The organism is Streptomyces sp. AM25 (assembly GCF_058146165.1).
Window position 1 is genome coordinate 45,142 of the sequence record NZ_JBKIWN010000134.1, and the last position, 25,704, is coordinate 70,845.

Sequence of the window (25,704 nt, forward strand, 5' to 3'; positions counted from 1 at the left end):
CGGTGAGGGAGCGGGAGGGCGCGGGGCGTCAGGACGTGGTGTCGAACACCGAGTCGCGCGCTTCGGCGAGTGCCGTGTGCAGGGCGCCGAGGAGGATGGGGGAGCCCTCGACCGTGCTCAGCCGCAACTCCGGCCGGGGCAGGTCGAGTCCGGACATCTCGTCCTCGATCAGTCCGCGCAGCCGGTCGCCGCCGGCCAGGCAGACCTCGCCGGAGAGCACGATCAGCTCCGGGTCGACCACGGCGACGACGGCCAGGAGCGCGGTGGCGATGCGGTGGGCCAGCTCGGCGAGGACGGTGTCGCCCGCACCCGGCGCGGCCGCGGCGGCGGCCAGCGCCTCCGGGGCGGTGGCGGCCTCGATGCCGTGGCGGCGGGCCAGCGCGACCACGGCGGCGGAGACGACGAGCATGTCCAGGCCGCCCTCGGCGAGCGGCCCGGGGCCGCCCGCGGGTCCGCCGCGGACGACCGGGGCGCCCGGCATCGGCATGTAGCCGATCTCGCCCGCCCCGCCCCGTGCGCCGCGCAGCGGGCGGCCGCCGAGCACGACGGCGGCGCCGACGCCCTCGTCGGCCCAGAAGTGGACGAAGTCGGCGCAGTCCCGGGCGGAGCCGCCGTGCTGTTCGGCGACGGCGGCGAGGTTGACGTCGTTCTCGACGACCACGGGCGTGCCGAGCACGGCGGAGAGCTCGTCGACGAGGGCGCGCGCCTGCCAGCCGGGCAGGTGGGGCGCGTACCGCAGCCGCCGGGTGCACGGGTCGAGGGCGCCGGGGGTGCCGATGACGATGCGGCACAGGGCGTCCCGGCCGAGGCCGGCCGCGCGCAGCGCGCCGTCGACGGCCTCGGCCACGAGCCCGGCGGTGCGGGAGCGGACGTCCTCCGCGGTGGCGTCGGCCTCGACGCGGTGGCCGCCGACCGTGGTGCCGGTGATGTCGGCGACGGCGGCGCTGATCCCGGCCTTGTCGACGGCGAGGGCCGCGACGTGGGCGATGCCGGGGTCGACCTCGTACAGCAGCGCACTGGGCCCCGGGCGCCCGGTGACGCAGCCGGTGGTGCGGACGAGACCGGCGGCCTCCAGGCGGGCGAGGAGCTGGGAGGCGGTGGGCTTGGACAGCCCGGTCAGCTCGCCGAGCCGGGTGCGGGTGAGGCGGCCGTGGGCGATCAGCAGGTCCAGGGCGGCCCGGTCGTTCATGGCCCGGAGGACTCGGGGGGTTCCGGGGGTGGTGACCATGAGCGCTCCCGCGGAGGTCTGTTGGGAAACCTTCCTAACCGTTCACGAGGACGGTATGCGGGCGGCAATCGCGGGTCAATGGTCGTGCGGCGAAAGGGGCGAGGGGCTGCGTGGCGAAAAAGGAACCCGGGGGCGCAGGCCCCCGGGATTCCTCACTTCCCCAGCGTCGGCCCCGGCGGTATCGGGGCCGTGGCCATGGACTGCGGCGACGCCGGGTTGCCCAGCGCCGAGGGGGCGGCCACCGCGGCCGTCGGGTCGGCGGCCGGCGCGGCGTCCGCGGCCTGCACCACGCCCATCCGGATGCCCGCCGTGTCCAGCGCCTGCTTGATCCGCCAGCGCAGCTCCCGCTCGACCCCGGCGGCCTCCCCGGGCGCCGTCTTCGCCTGGACGCGGACCACGACCGAGTCCAGGCTCACCGAGTCCAGGCCCATGACCTCGACCGGTTCCCAGATCTTCTCGTCCCACGGCGCGGCCTTGGCCATGTCCTGGCCCGCCGACGCGATGATCTCGCGGGCCCGGTCGAGGTCCTCGTCGTAGCGCAGGGAGACGTCCACGTCGGCCATGGCCCAGCCCTGGCTGAGGTTGCCGATGCGCTTGACCTCGCCGTTGCGCACGTACCAGATGGCGCCGTTGGGGCCGCGCAGCTTGGTGACACGCAGGCCCACCTCGATCACGGTGCCCGTGGCGACGCCGGCGTCGATCTCGTCGCCGACGCCGTACTGGTCCTCCAGGATCATGAAGACGCCGGACAGGAAGTCGGTGACGAGGTTCCGGGCGCCGAAACCGATGGCCACGCCCGCGACACCCGCCGAGGCGAGCAGCGGGGCCAGGTTGATCTTCAGCACGGACAGCACGGTCAGCGCCGCCGTGCCCATGATCACGAACGAGGCGACGCTGCGCAGCACCGAGCCGATGGCCTCCGAGCGCTGTCGCCGCCGCTCGGCGTTGACCAGCAGGCTGCCCAGGGCCGTGCCGTCGAGGTGGTGGGTGCCGCGGTTCATCCGCGTTATCAGCTGGGTGATCCCGCGGCGGATCAGGGAGCGCATGGCCACCGCGATCACGATGATCAGGATGATGCGCAGACCGTTGCTGAGCCAGATCGACCAGTTCTGCTCGACCCAGCCGGCGGCGTCGTTCGCCGTCCGCTGGGCCTCGTCCAGGGACGCGGGGGGACGGGGCGTCGAGTCAGCAGCCAGGGCAGCGGACCGGAACACAGCAGGAATCCTCCGTATGGGGCACACGCCCGCGGCGGGGCGGCGCGGGCAGACCCACCACACTATCGGGGCAGGGCGCGGCTTCCGTTGTTGTGTTCGAGAAGAGACGGGTATCGAGCAGGTCCTGCCAGGGGTTGGCCGCGGTGTGCCGCAAAACACCTGAGACCCGTTACCCGGTCATGGTGGCGCTCCGACCAGGGCACAGGGGACACTTGCAGGAGATCGTCCCGGCGCGAGCCACGCGCCGCCGGCGTACAAGGAGGCACCCGTGCCGCATGTCCTGGTCCTCAACGCGTCGTACGAGCCGCTCGGCGTCGTACCGCTCCGCCGCGCGCTCATACTCGTCCTCAACGAAAAGGCCGTCAGCCTCGAGGACACCGGCGCCTATCTGCACAGCGCGACCTGCACCATCCCCGCACCCAGCGTCGTGCGCCTGAAGCGCTTCGTGCGGGTCCCCTTTCGGGGCCCCGTCCCGCTCACCCGCCGTGCCCTCTTCGCCCGCGACGGCGGGCGCTGCGCGTACTGCGGTGGCGTCGCAACCAGCGTCGACCACGTCGTGCCGCGCAGCCGCGGCGGGCAGCACGCCTGGGACAACGTGGTGGCTGCATGCCGCCGGTGCAACCACGTCAAGGCCGACCGGCACGTCGCCGAGCTGGGGTGGCGGCTGCGCCACCAGCCCGCTCCGCCGTCCGGCCTGGCGTGGCGCATCATCGGCACGGGGCATAGGGACCCGCGCTGGCTGCCCTACTTGGAGGCCTACGGCGCGGAAGACGCGATGGCCCGGATCGACGGCATTTCTGCCTGAGACCGGGCCATCGTCGTGTGAGAGACCCCGCGCCCCGTAAGGGGCGCGGGGCTGTGCCGAACACGCAGCTCCGCCGCGTGGACGCGATCCAGCACAACCGGCCCGCAGCCGAAACTCACCGCACCGCGTAGGCCTCGACCCCCGCCAGCACGGCCCCCTCGCCGCCCTGAACGCGAATGAACCGGGCATCCGGCGCATCCATCCGCACCGTGCCCGTCGAGCCCCCCGCAGGGGCTTCGCGCCAGGTGCGACCGTCCGACGAGACCTGGACCCGGCAGCGCGACGGCGCAGCGTCGTCCTTCCAGTGCAGCACCAGCCGCCCCAGCCGCACCGGACGCGCCAGCTCCAGCTGCCACCCCTGGTCGCCCGACGCCGTCGTCCTGGCCCCCTGCGCCAGGTCCGGGCCGCCGGTGGGCGGATAGGCGTGGACGGTGACCGTCCGCTCCTGCCCGGCCAGCTTCAGCCGCACCGCGACGTCGTGCCCCGAGGCCCCGGCCGGCACCGAGATCTCGATCCGGGCCGTGGCCACCCCGCCCCGCGCCACCGCCAGCTCGGCGGGCGCGTTCACGGTGACGCCCGAGGGGGCGGTCACCGCGAGGCGCTCGCGGACGGTGTCCGGGCGCCGGTTGATCATCCGCAGTTCGACGACGGCGGGCCGGCCGCCGATGTCCGTGTCCACCTGGTCCTGCGCGAGGTCGAGGTCCGCGGTGGGGGCGTCGGCGAACCAGGGCGCGATCTCGTGCACGGCGGGCGGGGCGGCGGCCGCGTCGTCCCACACGAGCCGCAGCCCGTCGGCCTTGACGCCCTTGCCGGGCACCTGGGTCCAGCCGCTGTCCGACAGCGGGCCGAGCTGCTGCCAGCCCGCGGCCGGGTCGTGCGCCTCGACCGTGCCGCGGGTGCCGGGCGCCGGGTCCGTGAGCACGGTGACCGCGGCCAGCGGGTGCGGCCCGCGCACCGCCACCGCCAGCGGGGCGCCGCGGGGCGGGGTGACGGCGGTGGCCGGGTCTCCGTCGGTCGCCTTGCCGCCCGTGCGCAGCGGCCGGTCGACGCCGGTCCAGCCGTTGGCCCGCGCGAGGGCCTTGTCGAGGAACGGGGTGAGCACCCCGGCCCCGACGGTCGCGTTCTCCGCGCCGATCTGCGCCCGCAGCTTCTGCACGTCCAGCTGGGCCTGCCAGCCCGCGGCGCCGTCGCCGCGGGCCTGCGCGGTGAGCATGTCCACCGCCCGCAGCCCGGCCCGGCCGTGCCGCCCCAGCTGGTCCAGCCACGGCCGGAGCTCCGTGCCCAGGCTCGGCGCAAGCCGCTGCGGCGCGTCGGCCATGGTGCGGAAGGCGGCCCGCAGCCGGTCGGCGGCGTCGTTCGGCTTCCCGGTGTCCGTGCCGCCGAGCGCGGTCCAGAAGTCGTCCAGCAGAGGCCGCAGATACGCCGACTCCTCACCGCCGAGCATGGACGAGGCGTCGTTGCCGGCGAGCGCGCGCAGCGCGTCGCGCGTGGGCCCGTCGCCGCCCGCGAGGTCGTCGACGGCGGCCTTCCAGGAGTCGTCGGGCCGGTAGCCGCGCGGGTTCCAGGCGAAGTCGGCCGCAGTGAACAGCGGGATGCGGGAAGCGGCGGGCTGCGCCGGGGCGTTGGCGAGCAGCGCGGCCGAGCCGGTGGCCACGGCGGGCTCCCGGCCGGTGTACGGGCCGAGGAAGATACGGTCCTGCGCGAAGTCGTTGACCGGGTAGTTGTCCATCGTCACCAGCGGGTGCCCGAACGCCGAGCGGGCGTCGGCCAGTTCGGCGCCGGTGATGGTCCTCGGCACCACGCCCACGCCGGTCCAGGCCACCTCGACGCGCGGGTCGAGCGCGTCGGCCAGGGCGCGCCGGAAGGCCGTGCGCCCGTCCTGGTAGTACTCGGTGGGCAGCAGGGACAGCGGCGCCGCCTCGGACCCCTTGGCCGCCAGGTGCGCCGCGAGCGCGCCCGCGACCTTCGCCTGCGCCTTGGCGGCGGCCTTGGGGCCGGAGCCGAAGGCGTCCCGGTCCGCGTCGCAGTGCCACTCGGTGTAGCTGACGTCCTGGAACTGCAGTTGGAAGGCGCGCACTCCGAGCGCCCACATCGCGTCGACCTTGCGCTTGAGTGCCCGCAGGTCGTCGCCCGAGGAGAAGCACATGCCCTGCCCCGGCGCCACGGCCCAGCCCAGCGTCACGTGGTTGCGGCGGGCCCGCTCGGCCAGGTCGCGGAACTCGGCGCGCTGCGCGGCCGGGTAGGGGGCGCGCCAGCGGGCCTGGCGGTACGGGTCGTCGCCGGGGGCGTAGAGATAGCGGTTCTGCTTCGTGCGCCCCAGGAAGTCCAGCTGCGCCAGCCGCTGTTCGTGCGTCCAGGGGTCGCCGTAGAAGCCCTCGGTCAGGCCGCGTACGCCCGTGACCGGCCAGTCGCGCACGACCGCCCCGGCGAGGACGCGGCCGCCGTCGCGCTGCACCGCCAACTGCCGCAGCGTCTGCGCCGCGTGGAACAGCCCGTCCGGCCCCACGCCCGAAAGCGCCGCCACCGGGCGGCCGTCGATCTGGCCGGTCGCCAGCCGGTAGCCGCCGGAGGGCAGGTCGGCCACGGGCGGGGCGCCGAGCGCGCGCAGGGCGTCCTCGGCCGCCCTGCCGCCCGCGTAGACGATCAGCCCGTCCGGCGGCGGGGTGCCGCCGGGCTGGGCGTCGACGACGGTCCGCGCGCCGAGGCCGTGCAGGAGGGTGCGCAGCGCTTCGAGCGTGTACGGGTCGGTGTTCTGCTCGGCCATGAGCGTGACCTGGTCGCCGATGCGGGCGCCCGCGCCCTGTGCGCGCGCCGTCTGCGGGCGCGGCCAGACCGGCGGCAGGGCGCCCGTGCTCTGCGGGTCCGTGTCGGGGGTCGTCGGGGCCGCGGTGTCGCCGGGACGGGGGTCGGCGAGGGCGTCGTGCGCGCTCCCGAGCAGCCCGCTCAGCAGCGCCGCGGCCAGCACGGTGACCCCCGCCCGCCGCGGCCGGCCGAGCCGCCCGGTGCCGAGGACGGGGCCCGGCTGTCGTGCCGGACGGGCCTCGTACGAGGAGTCGTTGCTGGGGAACGGCACGGGCATTGCTCCTCGTCCTGGTGTCGCCTCCGTGGTCGACGAGCCCATCACCAGGCGAATCGCGGTGTCAACGCAGGTGACCGAACTGCCGGTAATGACCGGTGCGTCGGAGGTGAAGAAGGCGGGGAAGTCCACCAAAGAGCCGTCAAATCGACACCGGAGACCGTAATGTGATCCACAGCGGTACCGGACCCCGGAGGTCTGCATGAGCCGAGCGCGCCTCGCCCAGCTGCACGGTGTCGCCACCTCCTACAGCCCCTCGTCCGGCCGCACCGTCGAGGTGCCCGAGGACACCGTCGTCGCGGTCCTCGCCGCGCTCGGCGTCGACGCCTCCACCCCGCGCGCGGTCCGCGCGGCCCTGGCGGAGCACGAACAGGACGCGCAGCAGCGGCTGCTGCCGCCCACGGTCGTGCTGCGCGAGGGGGCCCGGCTGTCGCCGGCCCGGATCCCCGCGGGCGGTGCGCTGCGCGTCGTGACCGAGGACGGCCGGACGCTGGAGTGCGACGGCTCCCCGGGCGGCGAGCCCGACCTCGGACCCCCGCTCGGCGTCCATGCGCTGCACGCCCGCACCGCCGACGGCCGCTCCGCGAGCGCCCACCTGATCGTCGCCCCGCACCGGCTGCCCGCGCCCCCGGAGCGCGGGCACGGCTTCCTGGTCCAGCTCTACTCCCTGCTCTCCGCCCGCTCCTGGGGCATGGGCGACCTCGGCGACCTGGCCGAGCTCGCCGCCTGGTCGGGCCGCACGTTCGGTGCGGACTTCGTCCAGGTCAACCCGCTGCACGCGGCCGTCCCCGGCCGTGCAGGCATCCCCACGGACCCCTCGCCCTACCGCCCCTCCTCGCGTCGCTTTCCCGACCCCGTCCACCTGCGCATCGAGGAGATCCCCGAATTCGCCTTCCTCGCCGGCCCCGACCGCGACCGCGCCGGCCAACTGGCCGCGGAGGCCGCCGCGTTGCGCGACGCCGTCCTGCAGCAGGGCGAACTCATCGACCGCGACGCCGTCTGGGACGTCAAGCGCCGCGCGCTGGAGCTGCTGCACACCGTGCCCCTGGGCCCCGGACGCCGCGCCGCCTACTGCGACTTCCTCGCCGACCGCGGCCACGCCCTGGAGGACCACGCCACGTGGTGCGCGCTCGCCGAGGTGCACGGCCCCGACTGGCACTCCTGGCCCGCGGCCCTGCAGGACCCGCGCTCGGCCGCCACCGCCCGCGCCCGCGGCGAACTCCTCGACCGCATCGAATTCCACTGCCGGCTCGCCTGGCTCACCGACTGCCAGCTCGCCGCCGCCCAGCGCTCCGCACGCGAGTCGGGGATGCGCATCGGCCTCGTCCACGACCTGGCCGTCGGCGTGCACCCCTCGGGCGCCGACGCCTGGGCCCAGCAGGACGCCTTCGCCCCCGGCATGTCCGTCGGCGCGCCCCCCGACGCCTTCAGCCCCCGCGGCCAGGACTGGGGCCTGCCGCCCTGGCGCCCCGACGCCCTGCGCGCCACCGGCCACGCCCCCTACCGCGAACTGCTGCGCGCCCTGCTGCGGCACGCGGGGGCGCTGCGCATCGACCACGTGATGGGCCTGTTCCGGCTGTGGTGGGTGCCGCAGGGCCGCGAGCCCGCGCAGGGGACGTACGTGCGCTACGACGCGGAGGCGATGCTCGGCGTCCTGGCGCTGGAGGCGCACCGCGCGGGCGCGGTCGTGGTCGGCGAGGACCTGGGCACGGTCGAGCCCGGGGTGCGCGAGGCCCTGGCGGAGCGGGGCGTGCTGGGCACCTCGGTGCTGTGGTTCGAGCGGGACTGGGGGGACGGCTCCCCGCGCGCCGAGCCGCTGGAGCCCGGGCGCTGGCGCTCCGGCTGCCTGGCCACCGCCACCACGCACGACCTGCCGAGCACCGCCGCCCGGCTCACCGGCGGCGACGTGACCCTGCGGCACCGGCTCGGCCTGCTCACCCGGCCGCTCGCGGCCGAACAGCGGGAGGCCGCGGCGGAGACGGCGGAGTGGCTGGCCCTGTTCGCCCGGCTGGGCCTGCTGCCCGAGGGCCCGGGCGACGAGGAGGCGGCCGTCAAGGCCGTCCACCGCTTCCTGCTGCGCACCCCCGCGCAACTGGTGGGCGTCTGGCTGCCGGACGCGGTCGGCGACCGCCGCCCGCAGAACCTGCCCGGCACCTGGGACCAGTACCCGAACTGGCGGCTGCCCGTCGCCGACGCCGCCGGGCGCCCGGTGTCGCTGGAGGGGCTGGCGGCCTCCCCCCGGCTGCACGCGCTGATGGCCGAGATCCGCAGGTCGGAGCGGGTGTAAGGCCCATAGGCCACCCCGGACGCGCGAGGCTCGCCGGTGTCCGATACTTTGAGCCCGTGAGCAATAAGGTCAACAAGAACGCCGTGCGCGCCGGAGCCATCACTGCCGGCACGATGCTGATGCTGCTGATGTCGTCCCCCGCGTTCGCGCTCACCCGCGACGACGGCGACGACCCGGGTCCGGGCCTGAGCGCGATCCAGACGATCGGCCTCTTCGTCGCGGCCCCCATCGTCCTCTTCCTCGTGATCGCAGGTCTGGTCATGGTCCTGTCCCGCAAGAGCGACAACGTCCACACTCACGACACGCACTACGCGAAGGCCTCGCGCTAGCGCACACGGCCTTCTGCGACGGCCCCGGTTCCGCGAACGACGCGGAACCGGGGCCATCGTGCATTCTGCGGGGTCTCCGGGGACTTTATGCCGCGCTTAACCTACGGTGTCGTAACCTACGGGGCCGTAAGTGAGCACGTCCCCAGGAGTCGTCTGTGACCATCACCCCTTCCCGCGTGTGGACCGACAGCCGGCTGCTGTACGCGCTCGAGGAAGCCGTCGAGACCGAGCTGAACCGCCACCTGAAGGCGGCCAGGGAGTGGATGCCGCACGAGTACGTGCCCTGGAGCGAGGGCCGTGACTTCGACGGCGTCATGGGCGGCGAGGCCTGGGCCCCCGAGCAGTCCAAGGTCTCCGGCATCGCGCGGACCGCGCTCGTGGTCAACCTGCTGACCGAGGACAACCTCCCCAGCTACCACCACGAGATCGCCACGCTCTTCGGCCGGGACGGCGCCTGGGGCACCTGGGTGCACCGCTGGACGGCCGAGGAGGGCCGGCACGGCATCGTCATGCGCGACTACCTGCTCACCTCGCGCGCCGTCGACCCGGTCGCGCTGGAGCGGTTCCGCATGGCGCACATGAGCGAGGGCTTCGAGTCCGACAACCGGCACAGCATGCTGCACTCGGTCGCCTACGTGGCCTTCCAGGAGCTGGCCACCCGCATCTCGCACCGCAACACCGGCCACCACTCCGGCGACGACGTGTGCGACCGGATGCTCGCCCGCATCGCGACGGACGAGAACCTGCACATGGTCTTCTACCGCAACCTGCTGGGCAGGGCGTTCGAGCTGGCGCCCGACCTGACGATGTGCGCGGTGCGCGACGTGGTGACCGGCTTCCGGATGCCGGGGCACGGCATTCCCGGCTTCGAACGGGCCGCTGCGCAGATGGCGATCGGCGGGATCTACAACCTGCGCATCCACCACGACGACGTGCTGCAGCCGGTGCTGCGCTTCCTGAAGGTGCTGGAGATCTCCGGGCTCGGCCCGGAGGGTCTGCAGGCCCAGGAGGAACTGGGCGCGTTCATGGCCGACTTGGACCGTCAGGCCACTCGCTTCGACGAGCGGCGAGCAGCGCTCCTCGCTCGCCGCGAGGCCAACCGGGGCTGACCGCTCGGGTGCGGGCCCGGCTGTGGTTGGTCGCGCAGTTCCCCGCGCCCCTTGCGGGGCGCGCCCCCGGGCCTTCGGCTTGCGGGCCGTCCGTGGTTGCTCGCGCAGTTCCCCGCGCCCCTGACGGGGCGCCCCCGGTTCGTCGGCTGCGGGTTGTCGGTGGCTGGTCGCGCAGTTCCCCGCGCCCCTTGCGGGGCGCGGGGTCCCGCTTAGGCGGCGTCCGCCGCCTGCGCCTTCAGCGCGCGCTCGATCCCCGCACGGGACTCCGTGACCAGGCGCCGCAACGCGGCGTTCGGCTCCGCCGACGCCAGCCACGCGTCCGTCGCCTCCAGCGTCGCCTGCGACACCTGCAGCGCCGGGTACAGCCCGATCGCGATCTGCTGCGCGATCTCGTGGCTGCGCTCGTCCCACAGCTGCTTCACGACAGTGAAGTACCGCTCCGTGTACGGCGCGATCAGCTCACGCTGGTCCGCCTGTTGGAAGCCGCCGATCACCGACTCCTGCACCGCGTTCGGCAGCTTGCCGGACTCGACGACCAGGGCCCATGCCTCGGCCTTCGCCTCGGCCGTCGGGCGCGCGGCACGCGCCCACGCGGCGTGCTGCTCGCCCGCGCTCGTCCTGTCCCGCTCCAGCTCCGCGTCGATCGCCTTCTCGTCGGCGCGGCCCGTGGCGACGAGGCGACCGAGCAGGTCCCAGCGCAGCTCGGTGTCGACGGCCAGGCCGTCGATCGTCTCGCCGCCGTCGAGCAGACCGGCCAGCAGGGCGAGTTGCCCGTCCGTGCGGGCCGTCGCGGCGAACGCCCGTGCCCAGGCGAGCTGGTGGTCGCTGCCGGGGGCGGCGGCGCGCAGGTGCTCCAGGGCGGCCTCGCTCCACCTCGCCAGGCCCGTCTCCCGCCAGTCGGGGGCGGCGTACAGGTCGAGGGCGAGCTTGACCTGGCGCTGCAGCGACTGCACGACGCCGATGTCCGACTCCTTGGCGATGCCGGAGAGGACGAGGGCCAGGTAGTCGCGGGTGGCGAGCTCGCCGTCGCGGGTCATGTCCCAGGCGGAGGCCCAGCACAGGGCGCGGGGGAGGGACTCGGTGAAGTCGCCGAGGTGCGCGGTGACGGTGGCCAGGGACTCCGCGTCGAGGCGGACCTTGGCGTAGGAGAGGTCGTCGTCGTTGAGCAGGACGACGGCGGGGCGCTGCCGGCCCGCGAGCTGCGGGACCTCGGTCAGTTCGCCGTCGACGTCGAGCTCGATGCGCTCCTTGCGGACGAGCTTGCCGTCCTCGTGCTCGTACAGGCCGATCGCGATGCGGTGCGGCCGCAGCGTCGGCTCGCCCTTGGCACCGGCGGGCAGTGCGGGAGCCTCCTGCTTGACCGCGAAGGAGGTGATGACGCCGCTGCCGTCGGTGGCGATCTCCGGCCGCAGGATGTTGATGCCGGCCGTCTGCAGCCACTTCTTCGACCAGGTCTTCAGGTCGCGGCCGGAGGTCTTCTCCAGGGCGCCCAGCAGGTCGCTCAGGCGGGTGTTGCCGTACGCGTGCTCCTTGAAGTACGCCTGCACGCCGCGGAAGAACTCGTCCATGCCGACGTAGGCGACCAGCTGCTTCAGGACGGAGGCGCCCTTGGCGTAGGTGATGCCGTCAAAATTGACCAGCACGTCGTCCAGATCGCTGATCTCCGCCATGATCGGGTGCGTGGAGGGCAGCTGGTCCTGCCGGTACGCCCAGGTCTTCATGGAGTTGGCGAACGTGGTCCAGGAGTGCGGCCACTTGCTGCCCGGTGCGTAGGCCTGGCAGGCGATGGAGGTGTAGGTGGCGAACGACTCGTTCAGCCACAGGTCGTTCCACCACTCCATGGTGACCAGGTCGCCGAACCACATGTGCGCCAGCTCGTGCAGGATCGTCTCCGCACGCACCTCGTACGCGGCGTCCGTCACCTTCGAGCGGAAGACGTACTGGTCGCGAATGGTGACCGCGCCCGCGTTCTCCATCGCGCCCGCGTTGAACTCCGGCACGAAGAGCTGGTCGTACTTGGCGAAGGGGTACGCGTAGTCGAACTTCTCCTGGAACCAGTCGAAGCCCTGCCGGGTGACGTCGAAGATCTCGTCCGCGTCGAGGAACTCGGCGAGCGACGGACGGCAGTAGATGCCCAGCGGGACGCTCTGCCCGGTCGCCGCGTTCTCGTACGTGCTGTGCACCGCGTGGTACGGGCCGGCGATGAGCGCGGTGATGTAGGTGGAGATCCGCGGCGTCGGCTCGAAGCGCCAGACGTTGTCGGAAGGACGCTCCGGGGTGGGCGAGTTGGAGATGACGGTCCAGCCCTCGGGGGCCTTGACCGTGAACCGGAACGTGGCCTTCAGGTCCGGCTGCTCGAAGGAGGCGAACACGCGGCGCGCATCCGGCACCTCGAACTGGGTGTACAGGTAAGCCTGGTTGTCGACCGGGTCGACGAACCGGTGCAGGCCCTCACCGGTGTTGGTGTACGCGCAGTCGGCCACGACCTTCAGCTCGTTGCGCCCGGCGGCCAGGCCCGGCAGCGCGATCCGGCTGTCCTCGAACACCTCGGCGGCGTCCAGCGCAGTGCCGTTGAGCACCACCTCGTGCACGGCCGGAGCGACCAGGTCGATGAACGACTCGCCGGCCTCGGCGGCGTCGAAGCGCACGGTCGTCACGGACCGGTACGTGCCCCCGTCCTGCGCGCCGGAGAGGTCGAGGTCGATCTCGTACGCGTCCACGGTGAGCAGCCGGGCCCGCTGCTGCGCCTCTTCACGGGTGAGATTCGTTCCGGGCACCAGTGCATCTCCTTAACATCCGTATCGCGACTTTCGGCCATCCTTCCACGCCGTCGCTGTCCGTGGCGGGGCGTACGCCGACAGCGGAGGGCCGGGCACCCGTTGCGGGTGCCCGGCCCTCCGCCGTCGGTTGTCTTCCGCCCTCGTCAGCCGCGCAGCTCCGCGGCGACGAGCTCGGCGATCTGGACGGCGTTGAGCGCCGCGCCCTTGCGCAGGTTGTCGTTGGACAGGAAGAGCGCCAGGCCGTGCTCGACGGTCTCGTCCACGCGGATGCGGCCGACGTACGAGGCGTCCTTGCCGGCCGCCTGGAGCGGGGTCGGGATCTCGGACAGCTCGACGCCCGGGGCGTCCTTCAGCAGCTCGTAGGCGCGCTCGACGCTGATCGGACGCGCGAAGCGGGCGTTGACCTGGAGCGAGTGCCCGGAGAAGACCGGGACGCGGACGCAGGTGCCGGAGACCTTGAGGTCCGGGATCTCCAGGATCTTGCGGGACTCGTTGCGGAGCTTCTGCTCCTCGTCGGTCTCGAAGCTGCCGTCGTCGACGATCGCGCCGGCCAGGGGCAGCACGTTGAAGGCGATGGGCCGCTTGTAGACGCCGGGCTCGGGGAACTCGACGGCCCCGCCGTCGTGCGTCAGCCCGGTCGCCCGGTCGGCGACCTTGCGGACCTGCCCGTCCAGCTCGGCGACGCCGGCCAGGCCGGAGCCGGAGACCGCCTGGTACGTGGTGGCGATCAGGGCGGTGAGCCCCGCCTCCTCGTGCAGCGGCCTGAGCACCGGCATGGCGGCCATGGTGGTGCAGTTCGGGTTGGCGATGATCCCCTTGGGCCGCTGCGCGATGGCGTGCGGGTTGACCTCGGAGACGACCAGCGGCACGTCCGGGTCGCGGCGCCAGGCGGACGAGTTGTCGATCACGACGGCGCCCTGGGAGGCGACCTTCTCGGCGAGGGCGCGGGAGGTGGCGCCGCCGGCGGAGAAGAGCACGATGTCGAGGCCCGACCAGTCGGCCGTGGCCGCGTCCTCGACGGTGATCTCCGTCCCCTGCCAGGGCAGGGTGGAGCCCGCAGACCGGGCGGAGGCGAACAGGCGCAGCTCGCTGACCGGGAATTTCCGCTCGGCAAGGATCTTGCGCATGACCGCGCCGACCTGACCGGTGGCTCCGACGATTCCGATCCTCACGAGGGGCTCCTCTACTTCATGTCACTGGTGGACGGTACCCATCATGGGGGGCACCACTGGCCAAAAGTCCAATCCGTTGTCCAAGGAACGGACGTCCGCCGGGGGCGGTGCGGGCGGGGTCCGGATTCGTACACTCCACTGCTTGTGGGACAAGCGGACTAATCGGCCACCCTCGTGACCGGACCCGGGCTTCCCCGGCGGGTGAACGCTGAATGAGCGTCAGCCCGCCAGGGGACGAGTGCTGTATGTCAGTTCGCACTAGCCAAGATCGATGTGCGATGACCGGCGGCGGGCGTTGCGGTCCTGTTCACGCCCAGGTCATCCGCGCTGTCAAGGCTCCCGACTGACCGGACCTGCAGCCCGCCCGACCGACCGTACGTGACCGCAAGCCTTCGCGTTCGCACCCGGGGAGACGCCATGCCCGCAAGATCACGCAGGACCGCAGCCACGCATGTCGACCGCCGTACGTTTCTGGCCGCCGCGGGCGCCGTCACCACCGTCACGGGCTTCGGTCTGGCCCTCGGTGCCGACCGCCGGCAGGCCGCGGCGGCCCCCTCCACGGACCCCACCCCCGGCGCCTCCGCCGAAGCCTCCGCGTCCGCCACCGCCCGGGCCGGCGGGCCCGACGGGACGGACGGGAGCGAGCCCGCGCTCGCCGCGGCCCCCTCGGGCGCGGGCACCACCCTCGTCTCCGTCGCCACGCCCCGGGGCACCGGCGGCTACCGCCGCCTCGGCGACGGGCCCGGCTGGCCCCGGGTGGTCCGCGCCGACCTGGCGGACGCACAGCGCGGCCGCGAGGACCGGCGCCGCACGCTCGCCTCCTTCGTGCAGTTCACCGACCTGCATCTGACGGACGTTCAGCATCCGTTGCGCTACGAGTTCTTCCGCGCCGGCGGGCCCGGCGGCTGGCGCCCGCACGAGGCGCTGACGCTGCCCGGCGTCGTGGCTCTCGTCGAGCGCGTCAACAAGGTGCGCCGGGGTCCGGCGACCGGCACCCCGTTCGGCTTCGTCGTCACCACCGGCGACAACGGCGACGAGAACGCCGCGATCGAGGTCGAGTGGTTCCTCACCGCCCTCAGCGGCGGCCGCATCAACCCCAACACCGGCGACCCGCAGCACTACGAAGGCGTCCAGAACAGCAACCTCAAGCTCTACTGGCACCCGGACAGCGCCCTGCGCGACCAGGACAAGGCGCTCGGCTACCCGAGGATCCCCGGCTATCTCGACGCGGCCGTGCGGCGCGTCGTGAGCCCCGGCCTCAACATCCCCTGGTACTCCACCTTCGGCAATCACGACCTGCTCTCCGGCGGCTGCTACCCCGCGGCCGGCTCCTTCATCGCCGACGTGGCCGTCGGCAGCCGCAAGCTCCAGACCATCCCCGCCGCCGAGGCGAAGCGGCTCATGGAGGGCGAGGGCAAGGGCGCCGACCCCAAGGGCAAGCGCATCGAGGCGCTGCTGAAGTCCCACGCCAAGGAGATGCGCACGGTCACCGCCGACCCGCGCCGGGTGCCGCTCACCCCGCGTCAGTACATCCAGGCCCACCTGGACCCGCAGCACACCGGCCGGGGCCCCGCCGGCCACGGCTACAGCCTCGACAACCTCGACTCCGGGAACCTCTACTACACCTTCCGCGTCTCCGACCGCGTCCTCGGCATCAGCCTCGACTCCACCGACCCCGGCGGCCACTACCAGGGCTCCCTCGGCAGCGAACAGCTCGACTGGCTCGACCGCACCCTGCGGCGGCACCACGACGAGTACGCGCTGGTCTTCAGCCACCACCCCAGCTGGAGCATGGACAACCCGGTGCCCGACCCCGGCCGCCCCGGCGACAAGCGCCACGGCGGCGACGAGATCATCGCGCTCCTGCAGCGCCACTCCAACGTCCTGGCCTGGATCAACGGCCACAGCCACCGCAACCGCATCCGGCCCCGCGGCACGTTCTGGGAGATCGCGACCGCCTCGCACGTCGACTATCCCCAGCTCGCCCGGATCATCGAGATCACCGACAACCGCGACGGCACGATCTCCCTCTTCACCACCCTGATCGAGTCGGACGCGCCCTACCGCACCGACTTCCACGACCTCTCGCAGACCGGACTGGCCTCCCTCTACCGGGAGCTGGCCTTCAACGCCCCGGGCCGGGACACCACGCTCGACGGCGCGCCCGCCGACCGCAACACCGAACTGCTCCTGTCCCGGCGCTGACTCACCTCGGCAGCACGACGACGTAGGGCGCGGGCTCGCGGTCGGCCGACGCCACCAGGGCGGTGCGGACGACCGCGGCCTGCTCCTCGGCCGCTTCGCGCAGCCGCTTCGGGGTGAGCCGCACGACGGTGATGCCGAGGCGCTCCAAGTGCTCGCGCTTGCGGGACTGTTCGGACCGGAACGGGCCGTCGTCCTCCCGGTGGGCGCCCCGCATGTCGATGTCGGCCGCCACGGCGTGGTCCGGCCAGTAGGCGTCCACGGCGCCGAGCAACGGGCCTCCGGGCATCCGGAGTTCGACGTTCCACAGCGGTGCGGGCAGCGCGTGGTCGCGCACCATGCCGTACATCAGGCCCTCCGCGAGCGCCCGTCCCTCGGCGAGCAGCGCGTCGACGGCCTCCACGATGTACGGCCGGCCCAGCAACTGGGCCCGGGCGAGCTCGCGGACGACCGCCGTCGCCTCGCAGTGCCCGCTGCGCACCGCCTCCGTCAGCAGCCGGCGCACGGCCGCGGCGTCCGTCAGTTGAGCCACCGCGTCGGCCAGGGCGCGGGCGACCGGGGCGACGGGCAGACCCGTCACCGTCCGGGCCCGCGGCACGGTGTGCGTCCGCAGGAGCCGGACGAACCCGGCCGGGCGCAGCCGGCGCGTGCGCGGCACCAGCACGTCGATCCGGTCGAGGGCGAGCAGCGGGGGAGCGGAGGTGAACCGGTACAGCGCGAGGGCGGCCAGCCCGGTGATCATCGATTCGCCGTACGGGCCCGAGGGGCCCTGCTGGGCCGGTACGTATGTGCGCGGGATCGTGTACATCAGCGCGCCGTGCAGCCGCTCCTCGCTGGTGGCGGGGCCGGGGTGGAGCAGATAGACCCCTGGCAGCAGCTGCTGCCAGGGGCCGCCGGGGCGGCAGCGCTCGGAGAGCTCGGATCCCGACATGCCGTGCTCGCGGAGCTGACGGGATGTCAGGACGCGGTGCCGGACGTCGGAGAGGTGGTAGAGGGGGCGGGGGGAAAGGGGGGTGTTCGGGTTCATGATCCGCCCATTCCCGCGGGGGCGGGGGGTCATGACTCCTGTTACGGGCCCGTCGACAATTCGGGACAACACCGGGCTAAAGTACGGGTGTTCGGGTGTCGAGGGGGTGTTGCCCCGGTCTTGTGGCTGCGGGGTCCGTGGCCGGTCGTGCAGTTCCCCGCGCCCCTCACGGGGCGCCCCGCGCTACCTCCCGGCGTCGCACGCCTGGGCACGCAGTGCCCGAGCCAGGTCGTCCCGGGCCTCCACGACGAGCCGCCTCAGCGCCGGCGCAGCGCCCTCGTGCTGCGCCAGCCACGCATCGGCCGTCTCCACCGTTTCCGATGTGTCCTGCAGCATCGGGAACAACCCCTTGACCACCGCCATCGCGATCTCGATCGACCGCTCCCGCCACACCCGCTCGATCACCTCGAAGTAGCGCGGCGCGAACGGCGCCAGCAACTCCCGCCGGTCGGGCCGGCCGAAGCCGGTGATCGTGGCTTCGGCGAGGGCGTTCGACAGGGCGTCCGAGTCGACGACCGCCGACCACGCCTCGGCCTTGACCGCGGCCGAGGGGCGCGACGCCAGGCAGCGGACCTGGTGCCGCTTGCCGGACGCGGTGTTGTCCCGCTCCAGTTCGGCGGCGAGCGCCGCCTCGTCCGCCTCGCCGCACGCGGCCAGTGCCGCGAGGAACGTCCAGCGCAGCTCCTGGTCCACGTCCAGGCCGTCGACCCGGGCGCCGCCGTCCAGCAGGCCGTGCAGCAGCTGCAGGTCCTCCTTGGTCTCCGCGACCTGGGCGAAGAACCGTGCCCACGCCAGCTGGTGGCCGCTGCCGGGCTCGGCGAGCCGGAGTTCGCGCAGGGCGCTCCCGGCGAGCTGCCGGCCGCCCTCGGAGCGCCACGCGGGCGCCGCGTAGTGGACGAGGGCGGAGTTCGCCCAGGCGTGCAGCATCTGCAGCACGCCGATGTCGCTCTCGGCCCCGGCGAACCGCTGCACCAGGTCCAGGAAGTCGCGCGCGGGCATCAGCCCGTCGCGCGTGAGGTTCCACAGCGCGGACCAGCACAGCGCCCGGGCCAGCGGGTCGGCGATGTCGCCGAGCCGGCCGCGCAGGGTGGCGAGCGAGCCCTCGTCGAAGCGGATCTTGCAGTAGGTGAGGTCCTCGTCGTTGACGAGGATCAGCTCCGGCCGCTCGGCACCGGCCAGTTCGGCCACCACGGTCCGCGGGCCGGTGACGTCGGTCTCGGCCCGCGCGTACCGCACGAGCGCCCCGTCCTCGGCGCGGCGCCGGTACAGGCCCACGGCCACGCGGTGCGGCCGGAGTTCGGGGTGCGAGGCGGCGGCCTCCTGCAGGACGGCCAGCTCCGTGATGCGGCCCTCGGCGTCGTAAGTGGCCAGCGGGGTGAGCGAGTTGACCCCGGCCGTCTGCAGCCAGGAGCGGGACCACGCGGCCATGTCGCGGCCGGAGGTCTCCTCCAGCACGTTCAGCAGGTCCGTCAGGCGCGTGTTGCCGTACGCGTGGCGCTTGAAGTAGCGCCGCGCGCCCTCCAGGAAGGCGTCGCGCCCCACGTAGGCCACCAGCTGCTTCAGCACCGACGCGCCCTTGGCGTACGTGATGCCGTCGAAGTTGAGCTTGGCGTCCTCCAGGTCGTGGATGTCGGCCGTGACGGGGTGCGTGGAGGGCAGCTGGTCGGCGCGGTAGGCCCAGGCCTTGCGCTGGTTGGCGAAGGTGATCCAGGCGCTGTCGAAGCGGGTGGCCTCGACCTGCGAGAAGGAGCCCATGAAGTCGGCGAAGGACTCCTTGAGCCACAGGTCGTCCCACCACTCCATGGTGACCAGGTCGCCGAACCACATGTGGGCCATCTCGTGCAGGATCACGTTGGCCCGGCGCTCGTACGCGGAGCGCGTCACCTTGCCGCGGAAGACGAACTCCTCGCGGAAGGTCACGCAGCCCGGGTTCTCCATGGCGCCGATGTTGTACTCGGGCACGAACGCCTGGTCGTACTTGCCGAACGGGTACGGGTAGTCGAAGTGCTCGTGGAAGAAGTCCAGGCCCTGCTTGGTGACGGTGAAGATGTCGTCCGCGTCGAAGTGCTTGGCGAGGCCCTTGCGGCAGAGCGCGCCGAGCGGGATCTCCAGCACGCTGCCGTCGGGCAGCGTGCGGCGGTAGTGGTCGTGGACCATGTGGTACGGGCCCGCGACGACGGCCGTGATGTAGGTGGAGATCGGCTGCGTGGGCACGAAGTGCCGGGTGGCGGAGGCGGAATCGCCGTCGACGGCCTGCGGCCCGCCGTCCTGCGCGCCGTTGCTCAGCACGGTCCAGCCGGCCGGGGCGGTCACCGCGAAGGTGAACGGGGCCTTCAGGTCGGGCTGTTCGAAGTTGGCGAAGACCCGCCGGGCGTCGGCCGGTTCGTACTGGGTGTAGAGGTAGACCTCGCCGTCCTCGGGGTCGACGAAGCGGTGCAGGCCCTCGCCGGTGCGGCTGTAGGCGCACTGTGCGTCCACGACCAGCTCGTTCTCGGCGGCGAGCCCCTCCAGGGCGATGCGCGAGCCGTCGAAGACCGCCTTCGCGTCCAGCTCGCGCCCGTTGAGGGTGACCGCGGTCACGGACGGCGCCAGCAGGTCGGCGAAGGCGGCGGCGCCGGGCTCGGCGCAGCGGAAGCGGATCGTGGTCACCGAGCGGAAGGTGCGCGGCCCGCCGTCCGGACCCACCGCGGACCGCAGGTCGAGCGCGACGTCGTAGCCGTCAACGGTCAGCAGCCGGGCCCGCTCGCGGGCCTCCTCGCGGGTCAGGTTCTCGCCGGGCACGACGCGGCTCCCTCGTCTTCGTCACAAACGCTTCGTCTCGTATGTCGAACACCAGGAATCATGGCATGGGGCGTCTTTGTTGAAACGCCGACTGTCCTGCTCTTTCGAGGAGATCCGCGTGACCACAGATGTGACGAGCACCGGGAAGACCGCCGTCGGCTTCTGGTTCGACCCCGCCTGCCCCTGGGCCTGGATGACCTCGCGCTGGATGCTCGAGGTCGAGAAGGTGCGGCCCGTGGAGGTGCGCTGGCACGTGATGAGCCTGGCCGTGCTCAACGAGGACCGGCTGGACGAGATGCCGGAGGAGTACCGCGACGCGATGCGCCCCGGCGGCCGGGCCTGGGCCCCGGTGCGGGTGTGCATCGCCGTCGAGCAGGAGTTCGGCAACGAGGCGCTCGGCCGCCTCTACACCGCGCTCGGCACCCGCATCCACAACCGCGGCGAGGGCCGCACCCCCGAGGCGATCCTCGGCGCCCTCGCGGACGCGGGCCTCCCGGCGCGCCTGGCGGAGGCCGGGAACAGCGACGCCTACGACGACGCCCTGCGGATCTCGCACAAGGAGGGCATCGAGAAGGTCGGCCAGGAGGTCGGCACCCCGATCATCTCGGTGCCCGGGGCGGACGGGGCCGAGGTGGCCTTCTTCGGCCCCGTCGTCACCCCCGCACCCAAGGGCGAGGCGGCGGCGAGACTCTGGGACGGCACCCTGCTGGTGGCCGGGACCCCGGGCTTCTACGAGCTCAAGCGGACGCGGACGGAGGGGCCGCGCTTCGACTGAGCCGCTCTCCGACGGGTCGCGGCCGGGCACGACGTCCCTTACTGTCCCGATATGGGCCAGACCGACCTCTCCCGGCCGCTCGGCCGTCGCGGCGGCTGGGCCGAGGCGGAGCCGCCGTGCGACAACGCCGGCTACGCGGAGCTGCCCGTACGCCCGTACGACTTCCTGACCCTGGCCGTGTGCCGGGCCCTGCCGCCGCTGTGGTCGCTGCTGGGGCTGCGGCGCGCGGCGGGCATGATGCGGCACTACCTGCGCGGTACGGGGTCCCCCTGCCGGGTGGACGCCGAGGCGCTGCTGGCCCTGCCGGCCGTGCGGGCGGCCGTGGACATCCAGCTGGCGCGCTGGCGCGCGGAGGCGCTGGAGCGCTGGCGCGCCGGACCGGGCGGGGTGGCCGCGTACCCCGCGGACAGCGGCTGGCGCGACGCGCTGATCACCTGGCGGGCGCACGCCGACTGGTGGCTCGCGCTGCGCGGCGTGGAGTTCCGGCTGACGGGGACGGTGCGGGTGGCCGCGGACGACACGGTGGCCATCGACTACCGCGTCGCCGTGGAGAAGGCGTGGAACTTCGACCGCGGCGGCTCGGAGTGCGGGGTCCCGTTCACCCCGTTCGCCCGGCTGCACGAGACGGGGCTGGCACGGGAGTTCACGGTATCCGGCGAGGCCTTCGGCCACGCCTGAGGGCTCCGCCGGAAGTCCGGTACATCATCTGCGGGTGCGTCGTGGCTGTTCGCGCAGTTCCCCGCGCCCCTTCGGGGCGCTGCCGAACGGGAGAGGCCCCGTGCGATGTGCTCGCACGGGGCCTCTCGGTCCGCCTGCCGCGTGAAGGGTGAGAAGACGATCACGAGCAGGACGCCGGTGTGCCTGCCCTTACGGGACCAGCAGGAGGTTGCCCCGCTCCTTCGCGGACGCGTAACGCTTCGCCACGTCCTGCCAGTTGACGACCTGCCACATGGCCTCGATGAAGTCCACCTTCTGGTTCTTGTACTGCAGGTAGAAGGCGTGCTCCCAGGCGTCGAAGACCAGGATCGGCACCGAGCCCTGGCCCACGTTGCCCTGGTGGTCGTAGACCTGCTCGACGATCAGGCGGCCGCTGATCGGCTCGTAGGCGAGGACGCCCCAGCCCGAGCCCTGCGTGGTGGCGGAGGCCTTGGTCAGCTGGGCCTTGAACTTGGCGAAGGAGCCGAAGGACGCCGCGATGGCGTCGGCGAGCTCGCCCACGCCGTCCTTGTCCAGCGGCTCGCCGCCGCCGTCGCCGGTCATGTTCTGCCAGTAGATGCTGTGCAGGATGTGGCCGGAGAGGTGGAAGGCCAGGTTCTTCTCCAGGCCGTTGATCGCGCCCCACTGGTCCTTGTCACGGGCCTCGGCGAGCTGCTCGAGGGTGTCGTTCGCGCCCTTGACGTACGCCGCGTGGTGCTTGTCGTGGTGCAGCTCAATGATCTTCGCGTCGATGACCGGCTGCAGAGCCGCGTAATCGTAAGGAAGTTCGGGAAGTGTGTAGATGGCCATGCCGAGCCCTCCGACGGCTTTATTGCAATTGGCTTGCAGGTAGAAGCTATCAGTAGCTGCCCGGTTCAAGCGGCGACGGGGGGCGGCTTCGGTCCAAAGACGGAGGCGGGGTAGGTCCTGAAGATCAGGACCTACCCCGCCTCGGGGAAAGGGATGTGCCGGGGTGTCAGCCGTGCTGCGCCCGGCCGGCCAGTACGCGCTGGCGCAGGTATCCGACGACCGCGAGCACCGCGACCAGGCCGGCCGTGGCGTACAGCTGGACGCGGGTGTCGTTCTCCCGCAGCATCAGGCCGAGCACGCCCAGGATCCCGAACAGCGTCACCCAGGACAGCGCGGGGAAGGCCCACATGCGCACCACGAGCTTCTCGGGCGTCTCGCGCTCCAGCTTCCGGCGCATCCGCAGCTGGGTGGCGGCGATGAAGGCCCACACCGCCAGCACGGCCGCGCCCGTCATGTAGAGCAGCCACTTGAAGACGGTGTCCGGCCACCAGTAGCTCAGCAGCACGGCGAAGAAGCCGAAGGCGGAGGAGGCCAGCACGGTCCGCCGCGGCACCCCGCCGCTGACCTTGGCGAGGAAGCGCGGGCCCTCGCCGCGCACCACCAGCGAGTGGGACATCCGGGAGGCGCCGTAGATGTTGGCGTTCATCGCGGAGAGCAGCGCGATCAGGACGACCACGTTCATGATCTCCCCGGCGGCCGGGATGTCCAGGTGCTTCAGGACCGCGACGTAGGGGCCGTCGGTGCCCAGGGACTTCTCGGTCCAGGGGATCAGGGTGACGACGACGAGCATCGAGCCGACGTAGAACAGCGCGATGCGCCACATCGCCGTGCGGACCGCCTTGGAGACGCCCTTGACCGGGTGCTCGGACTCGGCCGCGGCGATGGTCACCGTCTCCAGGCCGCCGTAGGCGAAGACCGAGGCCAGCAGGCCCGCCTCCAGGCCGTTGGTCCCGTTGGGCAGGAAGCCGCCCTGGCCGGTGAGGTTGGAGGCGCCCGGGGCCGAGGTGCCCGGCAGCAGGCCCATGATGGCCAGGACGCCCAGCACCAGGAAGATGCCGATGGCGCCGACCTTCAGCGTGGCGAACCAGAACTCGAACTCGCCGAAGTTGCCGACGGCCGCCAGGTTCGTCCCGCAGAAGAGGGCCATGAAGAGCAGCACCCACATCCAGGAGTGGGTGGCCGGGAACCACCGCACCATGATGGCCGCCGCGCCGATCGCCTCGACGGCGATGCCCACGCACAGCTCCACCCAGAACATCCACCCCGCGGTGAAGCCGGCCCAGGGGCCGATGGCGCGCTCGGCGTGCACGGAGAAGGTGCCCGAGGCCGGGTTGGCCGCCGCCATCTCGCCCAGCATCCGCATCACGAGCATCACCAGCAGCCCGGAGACGGCATAGGCGACCACGATGCCCGGGCCCGCGGCGGCGATGCCGGCGCCGGAGCCGACGAAGAGCCCGGCGCCGATCACGCCGCCGAGGGCGATCATCGACAGGTGACGCTGCTTCAGCCCGTTCGACAGGCCGCTGTCCGTGCCCGGTGGCTGGTCGGTGGTCCCTGCCGAGGCGGAGGCCGCGGGTATACCGGTCATGTTCGTGTCTGTCCCCGTGAGATGAGAGCTGAACCGTCCAGGATCGGTCAGCAGCTGAAAAGTGGCCTCAGTGTGGTGGCCATGTTCGCTCAGGACAACACTTGTCACACGGCTGTCCGATATTCAGACGCAGGAATTACCGCGCGTAGCCGACGTATCGCCAGAAGCGATGCTTTACAGCCGTAAAACCGGTGACCGTCATCCGGCCCGGCGCAGCCGGAGCTCCCGCAGCCAGGAGACCACCAGCACCGCACCCGTCGCCGCCGCCGACCACAGCAGCTGCGGCCGCGCGTCGTCGTCCGTGAGCATCAGCACCAGCACCGCGGCCATGCCGGCCAGCGCCGCCCAGGTCAGATAGGGGAAGCACCACATGCGCAGCGACAGCCGCTCGGGCATCTCGCGCTCGATGCGCGGCCGCAGCCGCAGCTGGGAGACCGCGATCAGGCCCCAGACGAAGAGCAGGACGGAGCCCACCGCGTTGAGCAGATAGTGGAAGATCGAATCCGGCCACTCGAGGTTCAGGACGACGGAGACGAAGCCGAACGCGACCGAGGCGAACACCGCGCGCCGCGGCACCCCGCCCTCCGAGACCTTCAGCAGCCCCCGCGGCGCCTCGCCGCGCTCGGCCAGCGAGAAGACCATCCGGGACGAGCCGTAGAGGTTGGCGTTGAGCGCGGAGAGCAGCGCCACGAACACCACGATGTTCATGATCTGCCCGGCCCCCGGCACCCCGATGTGGTCCAGCACGGCCACGTACGGGCTCTGCCCCGGCTTCTGCGAGTTCCAGGGCAGGAGCGTCACGATGACGAGCATCGAGCCGACGTAGAAGAAGAGGATGCGCCAGACCGCGCTGCGCACCGCTCGGCCCACCGCGCGCGCCGGGTCGTCGGACTCGGCGGCGGCGATCGTGAGGACCTCCAGCCCGCCGAAGGCGAAGACCACGGTCAGCACGCCGGAGATCACCCCGCTCCAGCCGTTGGGCAGGAAGCCGCCCTGGCCGGTCAGGTTCGCCATGCCCACGGCGTGGGTGTCCGGCAGCAGGCCGAAGATCGCCAGCAGGCTGAGCGCGAGGAAGAGCACGATCGCGCCGACCTTCAGGGCGGCGAACCAGAACTCGAACTCGCCGAAGTTCTTCACCGCGGCCAGGTTGGCGCCGGTGAAGACGGTCATGAAGAGCAGCACCCAGCCCCACTGGGGCACCGCCGGCACCCAGCCGTGCGCGATCTGCGCGGCGGCCGTGGCCTCCACGGCCAGCACGATCACCAGCAGGAACCAGTAGAGCCAGCCCACCGTGAACCCGGCCCAGCGGCCCAGCGCCCGCTCCGCGTGCACCGAGAAGGCGCCGGAGGAGGGCATGGCGGCGGACAGCTCGCCGAGCATCCGCATCACCAGCATCGCGAGGACACCGGCTATCAGGTACGAGACGATGATGCCGGGCCCCGCCACGGCGATCCCGGCGCCCGAGCCGACGAAGAGTCCGGCGCCGATCACCCCGCCCAGGCCGAGCATCGTCAGATGCCGCTGCTTCAGCCCCGCGGACAGCGGTTCTCTCTCGCCGGCGAGGGTCTCGCCGGCCGGCGGTGCGTCGTGCATGGGGGCTCGTGCTCTCGTCAGAGGTGGGTTCGCTCGTTTTAACCAGGACTTACACAGTCTCCTGAGCGCACTGTTCGCGCCAAGCTCCGAAGGTTGCAGGTGACGAGCATCACGCCGCCGCACGCGAGTGCCCCTCGAGTGCGTTTGTGAGGGTATGGAATCCGCCAAGCGGCGTGCGCGGGGTTTGTCACCGGCGAACGGTGTATTCCGAACGGATGCTCGGCTAACGTCA

At 72.6% G+C, this 25,704-nt stretch carries 17 protein-coding genes; 7 read left to right on the plus strand and 10 right to left on the minus strand.

The window, feature by feature from the left end:
• Positions 1 to 28: 28 nt before the first annotated feature.
• Together ACLHRZ_RS39380 and ACLHRZ_RS39385 are read right to left on the minus strand one after the other, a co-directional pair.
• Positions 29 to 1,228 (minus strand): ROK family transcriptional regulator, encoded by a 1,200-nt coding sequence (locus ACLHRZ_RS39380; RefSeq protein ID WP_490423416.1) that lies wholly within the window; start codon positions 1,226 to 1,228, stop codon positions 29 to 31.
• A gap of 152 nt (positions 1,229 to 1,380) precedes the next feature.
• Complete coding sequence (locus ACLHRZ_RS39385; RefSeq protein ID WP_490423417.1) at positions 1,381 to 2,442, minus strand: mechanosensitive ion channel family protein; 1,062 nt, start codon at positions 2,440 to 2,442, stop codon at positions 1,381 to 1,383.
• 268 nt (positions 2,443 to 2,710) lie between these two features.
• Here ACLHRZ_RS39385 and ACLHRZ_RS39390 point away from each other — a divergent pair, with 268 nt between their 5' ends.
• Positions 2,711 to 3,247 carry an HNH endonuclease gene (locus ACLHRZ_RS39390; RefSeq protein ID WP_390781121.1) on the plus strand — a complete coding sequence of 179 codons (537 nt, stop codon included), beginning with the start codon at positions 2,711 to 2,713 and terminating at the stop codon, positions 3,245 to 3,247.
• Positions 3,248 to 3,362: 115 nt separating this feature from the next.
• On the opposite strand, the gene ACLHRZ_RS39395 is transcribed toward ACLHRZ_RS39390, so the two are convergent.
• Positions 3,363 to 6,320 (minus strand): glycoside hydrolase family 84 protein, encoded by a 2,958-nt coding sequence (locus tag ACLHRZ_RS39395; protein ID WP_490423418.1) that lies wholly within the window; start codon positions 6,318 to 6,320, stop codon positions 3,363 to 3,365.
• 205 nt (positions 6,321 to 6,525) lie between these two features.
• On the opposite strand from ACLHRZ_RS39395, the gene malQ reads away from it, so the two are divergent.
• The 3 genes from malQ to ACLHRZ_RS39410 all read left to right on the plus strand — a co-directional run bounded on the left by malQ (position 6,526) and on the right by ACLHRZ_RS39410 (position 10,048).
• Positions 6,526 to 8,610 (plus strand): 4-alpha-glucanotransferase, encoded by a 2,085-nt coding sequence (malQ, locus tag ACLHRZ_RS39400; protein ID WP_490423419.1) that lies wholly within the window; start codon positions 6,526 to 6,528, stop codon positions 8,608 to 8,610.
• A 56-nt stretch (positions 8,611 to 8,666) separates the two neighbouring features.
• Positions 8,667 to 8,939: a hypothetical protein gene (locus tag ACLHRZ_RS39405; protein WP_490423420.1), complete on the plus strand. Its 273-nt coding sequence runs from the start codon at positions 8,667 to 8,669 to the stop codon at positions 8,937 to 8,939.
• A 155-nt stretch (positions 8,940 to 9,094) separates the two neighbouring features.
• Positions 9,095 to 10,048, plus strand: a complete 954-nt coding sequence (locus ACLHRZ_RS39410) for an acyl-ACP desaturase (protein ID WP_490423421.1) — start codon at positions 9,095 to 9,097, stop codon at positions 10,046 to 10,048.
• Positions 10,049 to 10,257: 209 nt separating this feature from the next.
• Here ACLHRZ_RS39410 and pepN (ACLHRZ_RS39415) read toward each other — a convergent pair whose 3' ends face one another.
• Both pepN (ACLHRZ_RS39415) and ACLHRZ_RS39420 read right to left on the minus strand, forming a co-directional pair.
• The gene (pepN, locus tag ACLHRZ_RS39415) at positions 10,258 to 12,825 is read right to left on the minus strand and encodes an aminopeptidase N (protein ID WP_490423422.1); all 2,568 of its coding nucleotides are present in this window, start codon (positions 12,823 to 12,825) and stop codon (positions 10,258 to 10,260) included.
• A gap of 146 nt (positions 12,826 to 12,971) precedes the next feature.
• Positions 12,972 to 14,000, minus strand: a complete 1,029-nt coding sequence (locus ACLHRZ_RS39420; RefSeq protein ID WP_490423423.1) for an aspartate-semialdehyde dehydrogenase — start codon at positions 13,998 to 14,000, stop codon at positions 12,972 to 12,974.
• A 417-nt stretch (positions 14,001 to 14,417) separates the two neighbouring features.
• Between ACLHRZ_RS39420 and ACLHRZ_RS39425 the strand changes: the two genes are divergently transcribed.
• Positions 14,418 to 16,205 (plus strand): TIGR03767 family metallophosphoesterase, encoded by a 1,788-nt coding sequence (locus tag ACLHRZ_RS39425; RefSeq protein ID WP_490423424.1) that lies wholly within the window; start codon positions 14,418 to 14,420, stop codon positions 16,203 to 16,205.
• Between the two features lies 1 nt (position 16,206).
• Here the strand turns inward: ACLHRZ_RS39425 and ACLHRZ_RS39430 are convergent, their stop codons facing one another.
• Together ACLHRZ_RS39430 and pepN (ACLHRZ_RS39435) are read right to left on the minus strand one after the other, a co-directional pair.
• On the minus strand, positions 16,207 to 17,229 hold the full coding sequence (locus ACLHRZ_RS39430; RefSeq protein WP_490423425.1) for a hypothetical protein: 1,023 nt from the start codon (positions 17,227 to 17,229) through the stop codon (positions 16,207 to 16,209).
• A 183-nt stretch (positions 17,230 to 17,412) separates the two neighbouring features.
• Positions 17,413 to 20,010 (minus strand): aminopeptidase N, encoded by a 2,598-nt coding sequence (gene pepN / locus ACLHRZ_RS39435; RefSeq protein ID WP_490423426.1) that lies wholly within the window; start codon positions 20,008 to 20,010, stop codon positions 17,413 to 17,415.
• Between the two features lie 112 nt (positions 20,011 to 20,122).
• Here pepN (ACLHRZ_RS39435) and ACLHRZ_RS39440 point away from each other — a divergent pair, with 112 nt between their 5' ends.
• Both ACLHRZ_RS39440 and ACLHRZ_RS39445 read left to right on the plus strand, forming a co-directional pair.
• On the plus strand, positions 20,123 to 20,785 hold the full coding sequence (locus ACLHRZ_RS39440) for a mycothiol-dependent nitroreductase Rv2466c family protein (RefSeq protein WP_490423449.1): 663 nt from the start codon (positions 20,123 to 20,125) through the stop codon (positions 20,783 to 20,785).
• Positions 20,786 to 20,836: 51 nt separating this feature from the next.
• Complete coding sequence (locus ACLHRZ_RS39445; protein WP_490423427.1) at positions 20,837 to 21,463, plus strand: hypothetical protein; 627 nt, start codon at positions 20,837 to 20,839, stop codon at positions 21,461 to 21,463.
• 189 nt (positions 21,464 to 21,652) lie between these two features.
• Here the strand turns inward: ACLHRZ_RS39445 and ACLHRZ_RS39450 are convergent, their stop codons facing one another.
• From ACLHRZ_RS39450 to ACLHRZ_RS39460, 3 genes are all read right to left on the minus strand, one after another.
• A complete protein-coding gene (locus ACLHRZ_RS39450; protein ID WP_490423428.1) occupies positions 21,653 to 22,291 on the minus strand; it encodes a superoxide dismutase in 639 nt (212 codons plus the stop codon).
• A gap of 166 nt (positions 22,292 to 22,457) precedes the next feature.
• Positions 22,458 to 23,879, minus strand: coding sequence for an amino acid permease (locus tag ACLHRZ_RS39455; RefSeq protein WP_490423429.1), 1,422 nt, complete (start codon positions 23,877 to 23,879; stop codon positions 22,458 to 22,460).
• Between the two features lie 198 nt (positions 23,880 to 24,077).
• Complete coding sequence (locus ACLHRZ_RS39460) at positions 24,078 to 25,472, minus strand: amino acid permease (protein ID WP_490423430.1); 1,395 nt, start codon at positions 25,470 to 25,472, stop codon at positions 24,078 to 24,080.
• Positions 25,473 to 25,704 lie beyond the last annotated feature (232 nt).

Coding starts and splice junctions, on each gene's coding strand:
- ACLHRZ_RS39380 (WP_490423416.1), bottom strand. CDS start 1,228: ATGGTCACCACCCCCGGAACCCCCCGAGTCCTCCGGGCCATGAACGAC.
- malQ (WP_490423419.1), top strand. CDS start 6,526: ATGAGCCGAGCGCGCCTCGCCCAGCTGCACGGTGTCGCCACCTCCTAC.
- ACLHRZ_RS39425 (WP_490423424.1), top strand. CDS start 14,418: ATGCCCGCAAGATCACGCAGGACCGCAGCCACGCATGTCGACCGCCGT.
- ACLHRZ_RS39430 (WP_490423425.1), bottom strand. CDS start 17,229: ATGAACCCGAACACCCCCCTTTCCCCCCGCCCCCTCTACCACCTCTCC.
- ACLHRZ_RS39445 (WP_490423427.1), top strand. CDS start 20,837: ATGGGCCAGACCGACCTCTCCCGGCCGCTCGGCCGTCGCGGCGGCTGG.
- ACLHRZ_RS39450 (WP_490423428.1), bottom strand. CDS start 22,291: ATGGCCATCTACACACTTCCCGAACTTCCTTACGATTACGCGGCTCTG.
- ACLHRZ_RS39455 (WP_490423429.1), bottom strand. CDS start 23,879: ATGACCGGTATACCCGCGGCCTCCGCCTCGGCAGGGACCACCGACCAG.
- ACLHRZ_RS39460 (WP_490423430.1), bottom strand. CDS start 25,472: ATGCACGACGCACCGCCGGCCGGCGAGACCCTCGCCGGCGAGAGAGAA.